The organism is Mycobacterium sp. (genome assembly GCF_046330795.1).
Taxonomy (GTDB): domain Bacteria; phylum Actinomycetota; class Actinomycetes; order Mycobacteriales; family Mycobacteriaceae; genus Mycobacterium.
Genome location: NZ_JAXLSA010000005.1, coordinates 226078 through 241078 on the forward strand (window position 1 = coordinate 226078; position 15001 = coordinate 241078).

At 70.5% G+C, this 15001-nt stretch carries 13 protein-coding genes; 8 read left to right on the plus strand and 5 right to left on the minus strand.

From position 1 onward, the window contains the following. Positions 1 to 11 precede the first annotated feature (11 nt). The gene (locus U0R18_RS17965; protein ID WP_526370989.1) at positions 12 to 671 is read right to left on the minus strand and encodes an NYN domain-containing protein; all 660 of its coding nucleotides are present in this window, start codon (positions 669 to 671) and stop codon (positions 12 to 14) included. 65 nt (positions 672 to 736) lie between these two features. Further along, positions 737 to 1513, minus strand: coding sequence for a tRNA (guanosine(46)-N7)-methyltransferase TrmB (gene trmB / locus U0R18_RS17970; protein ID WP_526370874.1), 777 nt, complete (start codon positions 1511 to 1513; stop codon positions 737 to 739). 217 nt (positions 1514 to 1730) lie between these two features. Here trmB and U0R18_RS17975 point away from each other — a divergent pair, with 217 nt between their 5' ends. The 8 genes from U0R18_RS17975 (at position 1731) to U0R18_RS18010 (ending at position 11732) form a co-directional block, all read left to right on the plus strand. Then, a complete protein-coding gene (locus U0R18_RS17975; protein ID WP_526370876.1) occupies positions 1731 to 2642 on the plus strand; it encodes a hypothetical protein in 912 nt (303 codons plus the stop codon). Beyond that, on the plus strand, positions 2606 to 3730 hold the full coding sequence (locus tag U0R18_RS17980; RefSeq protein WP_526370878.1) for a hypothetical protein: 1125 nt from the start codon (positions 2606 to 2608) through the stop codon (positions 3728 to 3730). The genes U0R18_RS17975 and U0R18_RS17980 overlap by 37 nt, the downstream gene beginning before the upstream one ends. Positions 3731 to 3880: 150 nt before the next feature. Beyond that, positions 3881 to 5698 (plus strand): phosphoenolpyruvate carboxykinase (GTP), encoded by a 1818-nt coding sequence (locus tag U0R18_RS17985; protein ID WP_526370881.1) that lies wholly within the window; start codon positions 3881 to 3883, stop codon positions 5696 to 5698. A gap of 134 nt (positions 5699 to 5832) precedes the next feature. Then, positions 5833 to 7350, plus strand: a complete 1518-nt coding sequence (gene fadD4, locus U0R18_RS17990) for a fatty-acid--CoA ligase FadD4 (protein ID WP_526370883.1) — start codon at positions 5833 to 5835, stop codon at positions 7348 to 7350. An 8-nt stretch (positions 7351 to 7358) separates the two neighbouring features. Further along, positions 7359 to 8303, plus strand: a complete 945-nt coding sequence (locus U0R18_RS17995) for an enoyl-CoA hydratase/isomerase family protein (protein ID WP_526370991.1) — start codon at positions 7359 to 7361, stop codon at positions 8301 to 8303. Between the two features lie 126 nt (positions 8304 to 8429). Further along, positions 8430 to 9326 carry a hotdog family protein gene (locus U0R18_RS18000; protein ID WP_526370993.1) on the plus strand — a complete coding sequence of 299 codons (897 nt, stop codon included), beginning with the start codon at positions 8430 to 8432 and terminating at the stop codon, positions 9324 to 9326. Positions 9327 to 9333: 7 nt separating this feature from the next. Then, complete coding sequence (locus U0R18_RS18005) at positions 9334 to 10419, plus strand: CoA transferase (RefSeq protein WP_526370885.1); 1086 nt, start codon at positions 9334 to 9336, stop codon at positions 10417 to 10419. Beyond that, the gene (locus U0R18_RS18010; RefSeq protein ID WP_526370887.1) at positions 10413 to 11732 is read left to right on the plus strand and encodes an amidohydrolase family protein; all 1320 of its coding nucleotides are present in this window, start codon (positions 10413 to 10415) and stop codon (positions 11730 to 11732) included. Before U0R18_RS18005 ends, U0R18_RS18010 begins: the two co-directional genes overlap by 7 nt. A gap of 1 nt (position 11733) precedes the next feature. Here the strand turns inward: U0R18_RS18010 and U0R18_RS18015 are convergent, their stop codons facing one another. From U0R18_RS18015 to U0R18_RS18025, 3 genes are read right to left on the minus strand one after another with little or no spacing between them, the layout of a single operon-like run. Continuing rightward, on the minus strand, positions 11734 to 12894 hold the full coding sequence (locus U0R18_RS18015) for an acyl-CoA dehydrogenase family protein (RefSeq protein WP_526370889.1): 1161 nt from the start codon (positions 12892 to 12894) through the stop codon (positions 11734 to 11736). Between the two features lies 1 nt (position 12895). Beyond that, entirely contained in the window at positions 12896 to 13996 is a 1101-nt protein-coding gene (locus U0R18_RS18020) for an acyl-CoA dehydrogenase family protein (protein WP_526370891.1), read from the minus strand. Beyond that, entirely contained in the window at positions 13993 to 14892 is a 900-nt protein-coding gene (locus U0R18_RS18025) for an alpha/beta hydrolase (protein WP_526370893.1), read from the minus strand. Before U0R18_RS18025 ends, U0R18_RS18020 begins: the two co-directional genes overlap by 4 nt. Positions 14893 to 15001 lie beyond the last annotated feature (109 nt).

The window sequence follows — 15001 nt, forward strand, 5'->3', positions numbered from 1 at the left end:
CATTCTCGAGTTCAAGTTCGCGACGTCAGCAAGGAGGACAGCGGCCGGAACGGCTGCAGCCAGGCCCCCTGCTCGGGCAGCGAATCCAGGCCGATCCGCGGGAGCGGCTCCCGGAACACGCCGGGGATGTCCTCCAGATCGACGAACTCCAAGCTATCCGACGCTAACGCCCAGCTGGCATGTTCGCGAAATCCGAGGACGGTCACCGGGGTGCCGTCATCGCGGGCGATCTCCTCCAGTGGCTGCCGGAACGCCTGCCCGTCCGCCGAGGCCACCACCACTGCTGCCAGGCCTTCCCGGCGGCGCAGCGCGATGTGGTCCAGCATGTCGCTGTCCACGTCACTGTCCTCGTCCACCTTCGGTTTGGCGAAGACGGCGAATCCGACATTGCGCAGGGCTTCGACCCACGGCCGCACCACATCGGCGCTGCCCGACGCGATGTTGGTGAACACGGTGGCTTCGGGCTCGATCGGGCCGGTGGCCCCGATCGGCGAGGCGGACACCTCCGCGGTACGGCCGAGTAGCCAGCGGCCCAGCGCGTCGAAGCGCGGCCGGTGCGCGGCGGTGGGGCGACCGCCCAGGATCGATCCGAGACCCATGTCGAGGTTGGGCGCATCCCACACCAGCAGCACCCGCCGTACCTCCGGGGTGGGTGTGATCGGGGCCGGCACCTCGGAATCGCCGCCGGTTTCCGCGTTGGCGTCCGGATTCGTTCCCGGTTCGATGTCGGTCAGGCTCACCGGCGCTCCCAGACCAGTTCGGCGATGGCGCTGCCGGCGGTGTGCGCCTTGCCCTCGTACTTCGTCGTCGGCCGGTGCACCGAGATCGGCAGCTCGGGCGAGCCGGTGACGCGGCGCAACCGGGGCTCGGCGTCGCCGACCTGCGCGATCTGTTCGGCGTAGTCCGCATGGTCGGTCGCGGCGTGCAGGATGCCACCCGGGCGCAGCCGGTCGGCGATCAGCGCGACGGTGTCGGGCTGGAGCAGTCGGCGTTTGTGGTGGCGGGACTTGGGCCACGGGTCCGGGAAGAACACCCGGACGCCGGTGAGCGAGTCTGGCCCGATCATGTGCTCGAGGACGTCGAGCCCGTCACCGCGGATCATCCTGATGTTGGTGACGCCGGCCCGGTCGATCGCCGACAGCAGTTGGGCCAGCCCGCGCCGGTAGACCTCGACGGCGACGACGTCGACGCCGGGTTCGGCCTGGGCCATCGCCAGGGTCGACGTCCCCGTTCCGGAGCCGATCTCGAGCACCAGCGGTGCCGTGCGGCCGAACCATGCTTCGGCGTCGAGCGGCTCGGCCGGGGACTCCCCGGAGCGGGCCTCGGTCCCCAGCTGGGACCAGAGCCGCTCCCAGGTGCGCTGCTGGGCGTCGCTGAGGGTCGAGCGGCGGGACCGAAAGCTGGTGATACGACGCGAAAAGGCCTGCTCGGCGCCGGTGGGTGGGTCGGTGTCGGCGGGTGATTCCGCCGACTCGGCCCCACAGTGCGCACGCATCCCCCCATCGTCCCGCATGATCGCGACGAGGCCCGCATCGTGATGCAGATTGATACCCAGTAGAGACCTCGCCCTCAACGGCGACTCTCCCTGGGCGATCTGTTCAGCCGTGCCTGCGACGTTGTGCGAGTAGATCTCGCAGTCACCGCTGAACAGATCAGGGGATTGGGCTTATCCACAGGACCGTCCCCGGCTGCACACCGGACGACGGCCGCGCTGTCACGATGACGCCGACATGAACCCGGACATCCCTGACGCGTGCAACGAACTCGCCGGCGCCCTCGGCCGGCTCGGGCCCCGCTGGGCGGAGCACGGGCGGCAACTGGCGGCCGCAGTGACGTTCACGGTCAGCGGTCGGCCGGGTGTTGGCGTCAGCACGGTCGTGCGCGCCCTGAGCGGCGCCGGGATCAGCGTCGGCGGTGACGGCGGTGACGTACGGATCCGGGTCCTCGCCGAGGCGGCCAAGCCGGAGGACCAGGCAGCCCTGCGCTGGACCGGCGGACCGACCGTCGTCGTACTGGCCAAGGCCGATCTGCTCGGCCCCGCCGAACCCGGGCCGAACGCGGTGCCGCTGCGCGGACTGCTGGCCGTGGCCGGGCTGGATCCGGCGGTGCTCGACGACCCGATGCTGGCCGCGCTGCGCACGCTGACCACGGCACCGGCGGATCTGAGCTCGGTCGACGCGTTCGTCACCGCCCCGCACATCATCCCGGTCGATCAGCGGCAACGCCTGCTCGACAGCCTGGACCTGTTCGGGATCGCGCGCGCGGTCCTCGAATTGCGGGCGGCGCCCGGTATCGGGGCCGTCGCGCTGCGCCGGGTGCTGCGCGAGGTCAGCGGCATCGACGCGGTGCTCAGCGAACTCGAGGTGGCTGTCGCGGAGGTGCGCTACCGGCGGCTGCTCGGGGTGGCCGCGGAACTGGAGGCGCTGGCCGGTACCGCCCCGGATGTCGGTGAGCTGCTGCGCGACCAGCGGACCGTGGCGGCGCGGACGGCCGCGGCGGGCGCCGTCGTACAGGCCGTGGGCATGTCGGTCGGTTCGCCCGGGTTGGCGGAGGCGACCCGGTGGCGGCGCTACGCCGACGGCCCGGTGACCGCGTTGCAGCGGGCTTGCGCGGCCGATTTGGCGCGCTGGGCGCTGCGGTGATCGTGCTGGTGTGTGGTCCGCCGCGGGCGGGCGTGACCGCGGTGGCCGACGCGTTGCGGGATGCGCTCTCGGGGGTCGACGTCGTCGAACCCGCCGGTCTGCGGCCCGGGAACGCACCGGCGGTGGTGGTGTTCGTGGTCTCTGCGGCCGCCCGGCTGGCGACCTCGGATTGCCTGGTGCTCGACGGCGTGCTCGATGCGGTGTCCGCCGATCGGGTAGTGGGGGTGGTGTCCAAGGTGGACGCGCATCGGGCGTGGCGCGACACCGTCGTCGCCAGCCGGAGCCGCTATCCCACGCTGAGCTGGCTGGGCGTTACCGCGGCGCCGCAGCTGGGTGAACGGCGGATCGGCGAGCTCGTCGACGCGGTGCGGTTGCGGTTGTCCGAGCCGCCAAAGATGTTGCCGGGCAAACTAATCGGTGCTCAATCCCTACCACCGCGTGGCTCGCCGTTGCGCGGCCGCACCCAGCAGGCACGCGTGCAACTCGGCGCGCTCGTCCGCCGCCGGTCCGCGGAACTGCGCGGCGAACTGACCGATGCGGGCGCGGCGCTGACCCGGGATCGTCGCACCGACTTCCCCGCGATCGTGCAGCTGAGGCTCGAACGCGCCGCCGCCGACGTCGACGATGCCGTGACCGAACACCTGGGGGCCCTGGCCGCCGAGCTGGCTCTGCCGGACGAGCCCTCCCCACCGTCGATCGACCCGCCGTTGCCCGCCGGTCCCGCCGCGGCGTCCGGCGCCCTCGAGTCCCGCTTGACGGTGCTGCTGGGAGCCGGGTTCGGGTTCGGCGTCGCGGTGACGTTCGGCCGGTTCGTCGCCGACCTCCTGCCCGATCACGCGGCGCTCGGCGCGTTGCCCGGCCTTCTCGTCGGGGCCGGTCTGACCGGGTGGATGGTGTCCGCCCGGCGACTGCTGGCCGAGCGGGTCGCGATGCAGCGCTGGGCGGCCTCGGCGGTGGACGCGTGGCGGGGCGCCGTCGACGAGGCGGTGGCGCTGCGCATCATGGCCGCCGAACGGGCGTGGAGCACGGCTGCCCGAGGATCAGACCGGCCGGCTGCGCCTTCTGAATCGATGTACTTGCGCATGTGAGGCCAGCTGAATCGATCCTGTGAGTTAACGGACATAGCCTTGACTAACGGTGGCAATGTCACCCGCGTTAACCTCTTACCAGGGATTACCGGGCGTATGGGATCGATCTCGGTGGGAGTATTCCCAGAATCACTTGGGTAGGAGAGTTTCATGACCGCAGCGACCGTTCCGGGCCTGGATGCCGCGCCGACGAAGCACCAGGGCCTGCTGGCCTGGGTGGCCGAGGTCGCCGAGCTGACGCAGCCCGACCGCGTGGTGTTCGCCGACGGCTCCGAGGAGGAGTACCAGCGGTTGTGTGCGCACCTCGTCGAGGCCGGCACCTTCCAGAAACTCGACCCGGAGAAGCAGCCCAACTCCTACCTGGCGATGTCCGATCCCTCCGACGTGGCCCGCGTCGAGTCACGGACGTTCATCTGCTCCGAGCGTGAGATCGACGCCGGCCCCACCAACAACTGGATGGACCCGGTCGAGATGCGGACGCTGATGTCCGACCTGTACCGCGGGTCGATGCGCGGCCGCACCATGTACGTGGTCCCGTTCTGCATGGGCCCGCTGGACGCCGAGGATCCCAAGCTCGGCGTCGAGATCACCGATTCGGAGTACGTCGTCGTCTCGATGCGCACCATGACCCGGATGGGCCAGGCCGCGCTCGACAAGATGGGCACCGACGGCTTCTTCGTCAAGGCGCTGCACTCGATCGGCGCGCCGCTCGAGCCCGGCCAGCAGGACGTGCCATGGCCGTGCAACGACACCAAATACATCACCCACTTCCCGGAGACCCGCGAGATCTGGAGCTTCGGCTCGGGTTACGGCGGCAACGCGCTGCTGGGCAAGAAGTGCTACTCGCTGCGCATCGCCTCGGCGATGGCCCGCGACGAGGGCTGGATGGCCGAGCACATGCTGATCCTTAAGCTGATCAGCCCGGAGAACAAGGCGTACTACGTGGCGGCGGCGTTCCCGTCGGCCTGCGGCAAGACCAACCTCGCGATGCTGCAGCCCACCCTGCCGGGCTGGCGGGCCGAGACGGTCGGCGACGACATCGCCTGGATGCGGTTCGGCAAGGACGGCCGGCTGTACGCCACCAACCCCGAGTTCGGCTTCTTCGGCGTCGCGCCGGGCACCAACTGGGACTCCAACCCCAACGCGATGAAAACCATCGCCAAGGGCAACACCGTGTTCACCAATGTCGCCAAGACCGACGACGGCGACGTGTGGTGGGAAGGCCTCGAGGGCGATCCCGACCACCTCATCGACTGGAAGGGCCACGACTGGTACCGCGAGTCCGAGGACAAGGCCGCGCACCCGAATTCGCGTTACTGCACCCCGATCTCGCAGTGCCCGACGTTGGCCCCGGAGTGGGATGACCCGCAGGGTGTGCCCATCTCGGCCATCCTGTTCGGCGGTCGCCGCAAGACCACCGTCCCGCTGGTGAGCGAGGCCACCGACTGGCAGCACGGCGTCTTCATCGGATCCACCATCGGTTCCGAGCAGACCGCTGCCGCCGAGGGCAAGGTCGGCGCGGTCCGTCGCGACCCGATGGCCATGCTGCCGTTCATCGGCTACAACGTCGGCGACTACTTCCAGCACTGGATCAACATCGGCAAGAACGCCGACGAGTCCAAGCTGCCGAAGGTCTTCTTCGTCAACTGGTTCCGCCGCGGTGACGACGGCCGCTTCCTGTGGCCCGGCTTCGGCGAGAACAGCCGGGTGCTCAAGTGGGTCATCGAGCGCATCGAGGGCACCGCGTCCGGTGAGACCACCCCGATCGGTGTGGTGCCGCAGGTCGACGACCTCGACCTGACGGGTCTGGACATCGACCGCGCTGACGTGGAAGCCGCGCTGGCGGTCAACGCCGACGAGTGGCGCGAGGAGCTGCCGCAGATGGCCGAGTGGTTCGAGTTCATCGGCGAGAAGCTGCCCACCGGCATCAAGGACGAGTTCGACGCGCTGAAGCAGCGCCTGAGCTGACGCCCGTTTCTCCGCGAGCGTGCGCGTTGGTCCGCCGACACGCCGCTCGCGGAGTACTTTTTCGCACGCTCACCTGGCATGGCGCCATGACCCCACTTGACACCTGTCAAAACCGGGCATCGTAGAGTCAGCGCATGCAGATTCGTGAACACACCGGAACGGGTAAACCGGCCGTCATCCTGTACCCGTCCGGAACCGTGGTCACCTTCGACGAACTGGAGGCCCGCGCCAACCAGCTGGCGCACTACTTCCGCCGGGCCGGTCTGGTCGAAGGTGACGCGGTCGCGATCCTGATGGAAAACAACGCGCACATCCACGCGGTCATGTGGGCGGCGCGCCGCGCCGGCCTCTACTACGTCCCGATCAATACCCACCTGGCGCCCGCCGAGGCCGCCTACATCATCGACAACAGCAATGCCAAGGCGGTGATCGGCTCCGCCGCACTGCGTGCGACGCTCGAGGGTCTGGAAGCCGAACTGCCGCAGGGCCTGCCCGCGGTCCGGATGATCGCCGACAACGATCTCGACGGCTGGCTGCGCTACCCCGAGTGCGTCGCCGATCAGCCCACCACACCGATCGACGACGAGATCGAGGGCGATCTGCTGCAGTACTCGTCGGGCACCACCGGCCGGCCCAAGGGCATCAAACGTGAACTGCCGCATGTGCATCCGTCCGAGGCGCCCGGCCTGATGTCCGCGCTCGTGGGGTTCTGGATGAATCCCGACGCCGTCTATCTCAGCCCGGCGCCGCTCTATCACACCGCGCCCTCGGTGTGGTCGATGCAGACGCAGGCGGCCGGCATCCCGGTGGTGGTCCTGGATAAGTTCGACGCCGAGGGCTGCCTGGACGCGATCGCCAAGCATCAGGTGACGCACGGTCAGTTCGTTCCCGTGATGTTCACCCGGATGCTGAAACTGCCTGAATCCGTGCGTAATTCGTACGACGTCTCGAGCCTGCAACGCGTCATGCACGCCGCCGCCCCGTGCCCGGTGGACATCAAGAAGCAGATGATCGACTGGTGGGGTCCCATCGTCGACGAGTACTACGCGTCCTCGGAGGCCATCGGTTCGACGCTCATCACCGCCGATGAATGGCTGGCGCATCCGGGGTCGGTCGGCCGGGCGATGACCGGAACGCTGCACATCGTCGGGGAGGACGGCACCGAGTTGCCCGCCGGGCAGGCCGGGGAGATCTACTTCGAGGGCGGTTTCGACTTCGAGTACCTCAACGACTCGGAGAAGACGGCAAAGGCCCGCAGCGCGCAGGGCTGGAAGACGGTGGGCGACATCGGATATCTCGACGAGGACGGGTATCTGTACCTGACGGACCGCCGCCATCACATGATCATCTCCGGCGGGGTCAACATCTACCCGCAGGAAGCCGAGAACATGCTCGTCACCCATCCGAAGGTGATGGATGCCGCGGTGTTCGGCATCCCGGACGACGAGATGGGCCAGTCGGTGAAGGGGGTGGTGCAGACGGTCGATCAGGCCGACGCCACCGACGAGTTCGCCGAAGAACTGCTGGCCTGGCTGCGTGAGCACCTGACGCACTACAAGTGCCCACGGTCGATCTCGTTCGAGGCGCAGTTGCCGCGCACCGACACCGGGAAGCTGTACAAGCAGACGCTGATCGACAAGTACTCCGGCTAGTGGGTCCGCTGCGGGTCGTCGACCTCACCGACCCGCCCGACGGGCCGGACCGGGTCGCGCCGGACCGGATCGTCGTCGCCACCGGTGACCCGAACGATCCGGCGGCCGAATATTGGCTCCAGAAGGCCACTTTCACCCTCAGCGAGCATGACTGCGACGACCGGCGGACGGTGTCGGTCGCCTCGGTGACCGATACGCTGGCCATGTTGACCGAGCGGTGCCGACGCTGGCCGCACGCCGCGTCCGTCTGTGACGACGTACTGCGAACGGTGGACGTCGAGGGTCCGGCCCTGCCCGGGGTGATCACCGAGTCGCTGGCCTACTCGACCCTGCAGGGCGGCCCGGAGTTCGCGCGCTGGCTCGACGAACGCGGCCCGGCGCGGCCCGTTGAGATCCCCGATCCCGTGCTCGCCCGGCGCGACGGGAACACGCTCGAGATCCGATTCAACCGGCCGCAGCGGCACAACGCCTTTTCCACCGACGCCCGCGCGGCGCTGCTGGAAGCACTGACCGTGGCGCTGGTGGACCCCGGAATCGACCGCGTGCTGCTGGGCGGGAACGGTGAATCATTCTGTAGCGGTGGAGATCTCGCCGAGTTTGGCGCCCTGGCGGATCCGGCCGCCGGACACCTGGCTCGCACCCGGTATTCCCCGGCGCTGGCCCTGGACACGCTGCGGCAGCGTCTCGGCGCGTCCTGCCGGGCCGAGGTCCACGGCCAGGTGCTCGGCAGCGGCCTCGAGATGGCGGCCTTCTGTGGGCACGTCGCCTGCCATCCGGAGGCGACGCTGGGATTGCCGGAACTGGAGCTCGGCCTGATCCCCGGTGCGGGCGGGACGGTCAGCATCACCCGGCGCATCGGCCGGTGGCGGATGGCCTACCTGGTGCTCTCCGGCCGGACGATCGCGCCGGCGACGGCCCTGACCTGGGGCCTGGTCGACAGCCTCACCGAGTGATTTCGGCGCATACACCGTCGCCAGGCGACGGGAAATGCACCGAAATCGCAGGGTAGTAGGGTCACCGCTGTGATCCCCTACTTCGACGATTTGACGGTCGGGCAGGTGTTCGACGCCGCTCCCTCGATGACACTGACCTCCGGCGCGGCCGCGGCGCACCAGTCGATCCTCGGCGACCGGATGCGCCTGCCGTTGGACGCGACGCTGTCCCACGCCGTCACCGGTGTGCCGGGGGCGCTGGCGCATCCGGCACTGGTCTGCGATGTGGCCATCGGGCAGTCCACGCTGGTGACCCAGCGGGTCAAGGCCAACCTGTTCTATCGCGGGCTGACGTTCCACCACTTCCCGGTGATCGGCGACACCCTCTACACCCGGACCGAAGTGGTTGGGCTGAAACAGAATTCGGCCAAGCCGGGCCGGGCACCCACCGGGCTGGCCGCCTTGCGGATGATCACCATCGACCAGGTCGACCGGCTGGTCCTGGACTTCTACCGGTGCGCGATGCTGCCGTTGAGCCCGGATGCACCCGACACCGGCCACGACGACGATCTATCGTCCATCGGCGCCGACCTGCCGCCCGCACCGGATCCCACCGCCGGCTGGGACGCCGAGGTGTTCCGGCAGCGCGTGCCGGGCCCGAACTTCGACACCGCGTTGGAGGGTGCCGTGTTGCACAGCACCGCGGACGTGGTCAGCAGTGCACCGGAGCTGGCCCGGCTCAGCCTCAACATCGCTGCCACCCACCATGATTCACGGGTTGGTGGACAGCGGCTGGTGTACGGCGGGCACACCATCGGGCTGGCGCTGGCGCAGGCCACCCGGCTGCTGCCGAACCTGGTGACCGTGCTCGGTTGGGAATCGTGTGACCACACCGGTCCGGTGCACGAGGGTGACACCCTCTACAGCGAGCTGCACGTCGACTCGGCCGCCGGCAACAGGCTGGGGTTGCGCTCGCTGGTCCACGCGGTGGGTGAGCCCGACCGGCAGGTGCTGGACTGGCGGTTCACGGCGCTGATGTTCTGAGGCGACGATGAGCGTGCTGGGCATTTCCGGTGGCGTGCTGCGGCGCGCCGCCGAGATCGCCCGGCCGTTCGGCGCCGACGGGACGGAGCTGCTCACGGGCCGTGCCGCTCTGCTCGGGCTGCGCCCCGCCGGGCAGCTGTCCGCCGGCGGTGCGACGCGGCTACTGCCGGCGGCCGACGGCTGGTGCGCCCTGACGCTGTCGCGGGCCGCGGACGTCGACGCGGTTCCCGCTCTGCTGGAGGTCGACGAGCTCGGCGACATGTGGTCCGACGTCGCGCACTGGGCCCGGACCCGCGGCGCGGCGCAGGTGGTTGAACGCGCAGTCCTGCTCGATCTGCCGGGGGCTCGTTTGGGCGAGGCGGCGGCGGTGCCTGCGCGGGTGTCGGCGTGCGGGACGGCGATGGCGCCCCGGACGCCGGCCGGTCTGCTGGTCGTCGACCTGACCTCGATGTGGGCCGGCCCGCTGTGCGGCCAATTGCTGGCGCGTGCCGGTGCCACGGTGGTGAAGGTGGAGAGCCCGTCACGGCCGGACGGAACCCGCGCCGGTGACGTACGCTTCTTCGACTGGATGAACAGCGGAAAGCTGAGCTGTGCAATGGATTTCGACCGCGACCGGGCGGATCTGGAAGCGCTGCTCGCCGCGGCCGACGTGGTCCTCGACGGTGCGCGGCCGGCGGCGCTGGCCCGTCGCGGTCTGGGGCCGTTGCGGCCGGGGCGCCCCGGCCGGGTGTGGTTGCGGCTCAGCGGATATGCGGGTACCGACGGCCGGCCCGCGTTCGGTGACGACGCCGCGGTGGCCGGTGGGCTGGTCGGCCGCGACGACGAGGGTGCCCCGGTCTTCGTGGGCGACGCCATCGCGGATCCCCTCACCGGGCTCGAGGCCGCCGCAGCCGTGGTCGCGTCGCTGGCCCGCGGCGGCGGCGAGCTGATCGAGATCGCCATGTCCGAGGTGGCCGCGACCTATGCGGCGCTGCCCGACCGTGCCGCCGAGGAAGCTGAACCGGTACGGCCCGCCGTCACCGGCCGGGCATCGGCGCTCGGGGCCGACGAACGGGCGGTCCGGCGGTTGCTCGTCGAGCGGGCCAGATGCTGATCGCCGGGGCGCGGTTGCTCGACGGCACCGCCGCCGACGTCCGGGTGGGCGCGACCATCACCGATGTCGGCGAGCTGACGCCCCGGCCCGGGGAGGACGTGCTGGACGCCGGCGGCGGCACGGTGATCCCCGGCCTGCACGATCACCACGTACATCTGCGGGCCGCCGCCGCGGCGCTGGGTTCCGTGCACGTCGGCCCGCCCGCCGTGCGGACCGCCGAGGCGATGCGGACCGTGCTGCACCAGGCCTCGCCCCGGCCGGACGGTTGGATCCGGGCGGTCGGCTACCACGACAGCGTCGCCGGCGAGCTGGATCGTGCTCGGCTGGACGAGCTTTCGCCGCGCACACCGGTCCGCGTGCAGCACCGCAGCGGCGCGTTGTGGATCCTGAACTCGGCGGCCCTGAACCGGGTCGGGGTCGCCCACCACCCCGATGGCCGCTTGTTCCGGGAGGACGTCGCGCTGGCCCGGACCGAAACCCCCTCCTTCGGCGAACTGAGCGCCCGGCTGGCGGCGTACGGGGTCACCGGCGTCACCGACGCAACGCCCGGCTACACCGATCTCGATATCGAAAAGTTCACGCAGGAAAGGAGATTCGGCGAACTCCGACAGCACCTGCACTGCATGGCGGTAGCGGGCACCAGCCCATCGGACCTGGTCAGCATCGGCCCGGCCAAGATGATCCTGGACGACCCGGCGCTGGACCTGGATGCGTTGACCGAATGGGTGGTCCTCAATCACGCCGCGGGCCATCCCGTGGCCGTACATGCCGTCACCGACGCCCAGCTGGTGGTGACCCTCGCTGCGCTGGCCACTGCCGGTGTGTTGCCGGGCGACCGGGTGGAACACGCGGCCGTGGTGCCCGGCGACTGCATCGCCAGCCTGGCCGAGCTCGGGGTCACGGTGGTGACGCAGCCGAACTTCGTCGCCGAGCGTGGCGACGAGTATCTCGCCGAAGTTCCAGCGTCACAGCATGATCAACTGTGGCGGCTGGCCAGCCTGCGGGAAGCCGGTATCCCGGTCGCGCTGTCGACCGACACGCCGTTCGGTCACGGTGACCCGTGGGCGGCGATGCGGGCCGCGGTCCGTCGCCGGGCCCCCGGTGGCACGGTGCTCGGTGCGGCCGAACGGATCTCATCCGCGGACGCCCTGCGGGGATTCCTCGGCCGGCCCGACCGTCCGGCGGTGTTGCGCCGCGTCGCCCCGGGCGAGCCGGGCGATCTGTGTGTGCTGTCCCGGCCACCGCGGGACGTGCTCGGGGAACTCGACGCCGACCTGGTGGCCGCGGCTGTGATCGACGGCCGGATCGTCTGAGTCAGTGCGGTAGATCGCGGAACGCGGTGTCCCGGTAGGGGTCCGGCTCCTTGGGCAGCCCGAGCACCCGCTCGCCGACGATGTTGCGCTGGATCTGGTCGGTGCCGCCGCCGATCGAGGTGAAGTAGGCGTTGAGTGCACGGAACGTGACGGCGTCGCCGTCGGCATGGTCGGGTCCGGCCAGCATGGCCGCGGCGCCGATGATGTCGGTCTGGACGCGTGCCGTGTCGTGCAGTATCCGCGACATCGACAGCTTGCCGAACGACAACAGCGTGGCCGCCTCGATCTTGCCGGACATCTTGGCGCGCTGCGTGTTCCACTTGTTGACGGCGTTGAGCTCGTGGATGCGGGCGATCTGCTGGCGGGTGTGACCGTCGCTGATCCGACCGTATTCACGTGCCAGCGCGATCAGGGGATCCTCCTGCTCCTGCGGTTTGCGGGCGCCCCGGGTGGTACGCGCCAGATCGCCCATCAACCGCCGCTCGTAGCCCAACGCGGTCTGCAGCACCCGCCAGCCGTCCCCGGGCGCGCCCACCATGTTCTGGGCCGGGACGACGGCGTCGGTGAGGAACACCTCGTTGAACTCCGACTCACCGGTGATCTGATGGATCGGCCGGACCTCGACGCCGGGCTGGCGCATCGGCAACATGAAGAAGCTGATTCCCTTGTGCTTGGGCACATCCCAGTCGGTGCGGGCGATCAGCAGCCCGTAGTCGGCGGTGGCCGCGAACGACGTCCACACCTTCTGGCCGTTGATGACGAAGCGGTCGCCGTCGCGGTCGGCGCGGGTGCGCAGACCGGCCAGGTCGGACCCGGCACCAGGTTCGCTGTAGAGCAGGCACCACTTGGATTCCCCGCGCAGCGACGGCGGGATGAGGCGCTGCTTCTGTTCGTCGGTGCCCTCGTCGTGCAGCGTGCAGGCGAACAGGTTGGCGCGGTCGTGGCCGGTGCCCGGGGCGCCGACCGCGTTGAATTCGGCTGCCACGGCGCGGGATTGGGGGTCGGAGAGCCCGCGGCCCCACCATTGGGTCTCCCAGGAGGGCGCCGACCAGCCGCCGTCGAGCACCAGGTCCGCCCAGCGGTCGCGGTCCATGCCGGGGGTCCAGTTCTCGGCCAGCCACTGCCGGACCTCGGTGCGGATGTCGTCGATCGGATCGGACATCTCAGGCTCCCTTCAGTCGCAGGTAGCGTTCCCGGTGTTCGGCGGGTTCGCCGAGCAGGTGCGCGTCGGCGCGGGCGCGGCGCAGGTAGAGGTGGGCTGGGTGCTCCCAGGTGAATCCGATGCCGCCGTGCACCTGGATGTTGGTGGCGGCGACGAAGACGAACGCGTCGGCGCAGAACGCCTGGGCCAGGGCCAGATCCGCCGCCCGGTCGGGGGCTGCGGCATCGTGGGCGGCCGTGACGTGCCGGGCCGCCGAGATGGCCGATTCGGCCTCGGCCAGCATGTCGGCGCACATGTGCTTGACAGCCTGGAAGCTGCCGATGGCGCGTGCGAACTGGAAGCGGGCGCCGGCGTAGTCGGCGGCCATCCGGACCACGCGCTGCGCACCGCCGGCCTGCTCGGACACCAGTGCGACGCCGCCCGCTTGCAAAGCGGCCTCGAAAGCGGCACGGCCCGAGCCGATCTGGCCGACCAGCCGGGCCGGGGTACCGGCGAGGTCGAGGGCGGCCAGCTTGCGGGTGGCGTCGACGGTGGTCAAGGTGGTTGCCGTCAGCCCGTGCGCGTCCCGGTCCACCGCGAACACCCCTGGTCCGTCGTCGGTGTCCGCCAGCACGTAGATCAGGTCGGCCGCCGCACCGTCGAGGACGTAGTTCTTGGCGCCGGACAGCGTCCAGCCGTCGGTGCCGCGGTGCGCGCGGGTCGACAGCTGGTCCGGTAGCGCGGCCGACCCGCCCTCGGCGTGGGCCAGGGTGACGATCGCAGTTCCGGCGGCGATCCGCGGCAGCACCCAAGCCTGTTCGGTGTGGTCGTCGGTGGCCGCGAGCAGCGCCGGGGCCAGCACCGCCGTCGAGAGGAACGGCGCACACAGCAGCGCGCGGCCCATTTCCTCCATCACGATGCCCAGCTCGACGTGCCCGGCGCCGGTCCCGCCGTGGGCCTCCGGGATGGCCAGACCGAGCAGGCCCATCTCGGCCAGCTCGCGCCAGATCGTTTCGTCGTGGCCGGTGTCGGTGGCCATCAGGTCGCGCACCCGCGATTCCGGCGAGCGCTTCTCGAGCAGCCCGGCGACCGCTTCCCGCAGGGCGCGGTGTTCGGCCGTCATCGCGCCACCGCCAGCAGGGGCTCGAGCATCGCGCGCTGGCTCTCGAAGAACGCGCGGGCCACCCGGGTGTCCGGGGCAACGGTGTCGAAGCCGTGGAAAGCGCCTGGCACGACCAGGGTTTCGCAGGGCACGCCGGCCGCGCGCAGCCGGTCGGCGTAGGCGATGTCCTCGTCGTGGAACAGGTCCAGCGATCCGACGCCGATCCAGGTGGGCGGAAGTCCGGCCAGGTCGGTGCGCCGGGCGGGTACGGCGACGTCGCGGTCGGCGCCGGCCAGATACGCCCGCCAGCCCCAGTTGTTGCTGCGGCGGTCCCACAGCCGGAAGCCCGGATCGTCGCGGTGGGCCCGGTCACCGGTGCGGTCGTCGATCATCGGGTAGGCCAGGATCTGGGCCGCGACGTCCACCTCACCGCGGTCACGAGCGAGGAAGGCCAGGGCGGCCGCCAGCCCGCCGCCGGCGCTGCCCCCGGCGATGACGATCCGGCCGCGGTCCACCGCGGGCAGTCCGGCCAGCCACTGAAGTGCGGTGTAGCAGTCCTCGAGGGAGGCCGGATAGGGGTTCTCGGGCGCCAGCCGGTATTCGACCGCCGCCACTGTCACGCCGAGCGCGCGGACGTACCGGCGGCACGCGACCTCGTCCTGCGCGGCGGTGCCCATCACGTAGCCGCCGCCGTGGATCCAGAGCAGTGCGGGGCCCGGGCCGACGGCGTTCTCGGGGCGGTACAGCCGGATACCGACGTGGTCGCTGATTCTCAGCTGCTCGACGCCGCGGGCCGGCTTGCGGGCCTGCAGCCGGGTGGCGATCCGGAAGAACGGCAACGTCAGCGGGCGGATCGGGGCCTTCGGGATCACCCGTGCCCGGGATCGCAGCTCGGGATGGAATTCGACAAGGCTCACCGGGCTGACCTTACGGGCGTGCTCGGCGGCGGCTGGAGCGGCCGTCCGACACGCCGGAACGGACGGGACCGCCGCCGAATTTTCCCGGCGTGTCCTGGTCCGACACACC

Excerpts from the sequence above, each read along its gene's own strand:
- U0R18_RS18005 (WP_526370885.1), top strand. The coding sequence starts at position 9,334 with ATGAGCGTGCTGGGCATTTCCGGTGGCGTGCTGCGGCGCGCCGCCGAG.
- U0R18_RS18000 (WP_526370993.1), top strand. The coding sequence starts at position 8,430 with ATGACACTGACCTCCGGCGCGGCCGCGGCGCACCAGTCGATCCTCGGC.
- U0R18_RS17985 (WP_526370881.1), top strand. The coding sequence starts at position 3,881 with ATGACCGCAGCGACCGTTCCGGGCCTGGATGCCGCGCCGACGAAGCAC.
- U0R18_RS18010 (WP_526370887.1), top strand. The coding sequence starts at position 10,413 with ATGCTGATCGCCGGGGCGCGGTTGCTCGACGGCACCGCCGCCGACGTC.
- U0R18_RS18020 (WP_526370891.1), bottom strand. The coding sequence starts at position 13,996 with ATGACGGCCGAACACCGCGCCCTGCGGGAAGCGGTCGCCGGGCTGCTC.
- U0R18_RS17975 (WP_526370876.1), top strand. The coding sequence starts at position 1,731 with ATGAACCCGGACATCCCTGACGCGTGCAACGAACTCGCCGGCGCCCTC.
- U0R18_RS18015 (WP_526370889.1), bottom strand. The coding sequence starts at position 12,894 with ATGTCCGATCCGATCGACGACATCCGCACCGAGGTCCGGCAGTGGCTG.
- fadD4 (WP_526370883.1), top strand. The coding sequence starts at position 5,833 with ATGCAGATTCGTGAACACACCGGAACGGGTAAACCGGCCGTCATCCTG.
- trmB (WP_526370874.1), bottom strand. The coding sequence starts at position 1,513 with ATGCGGGACGATGGGGGGATGCGTGCGCACTGTGGGGCCGAGTCGGCG.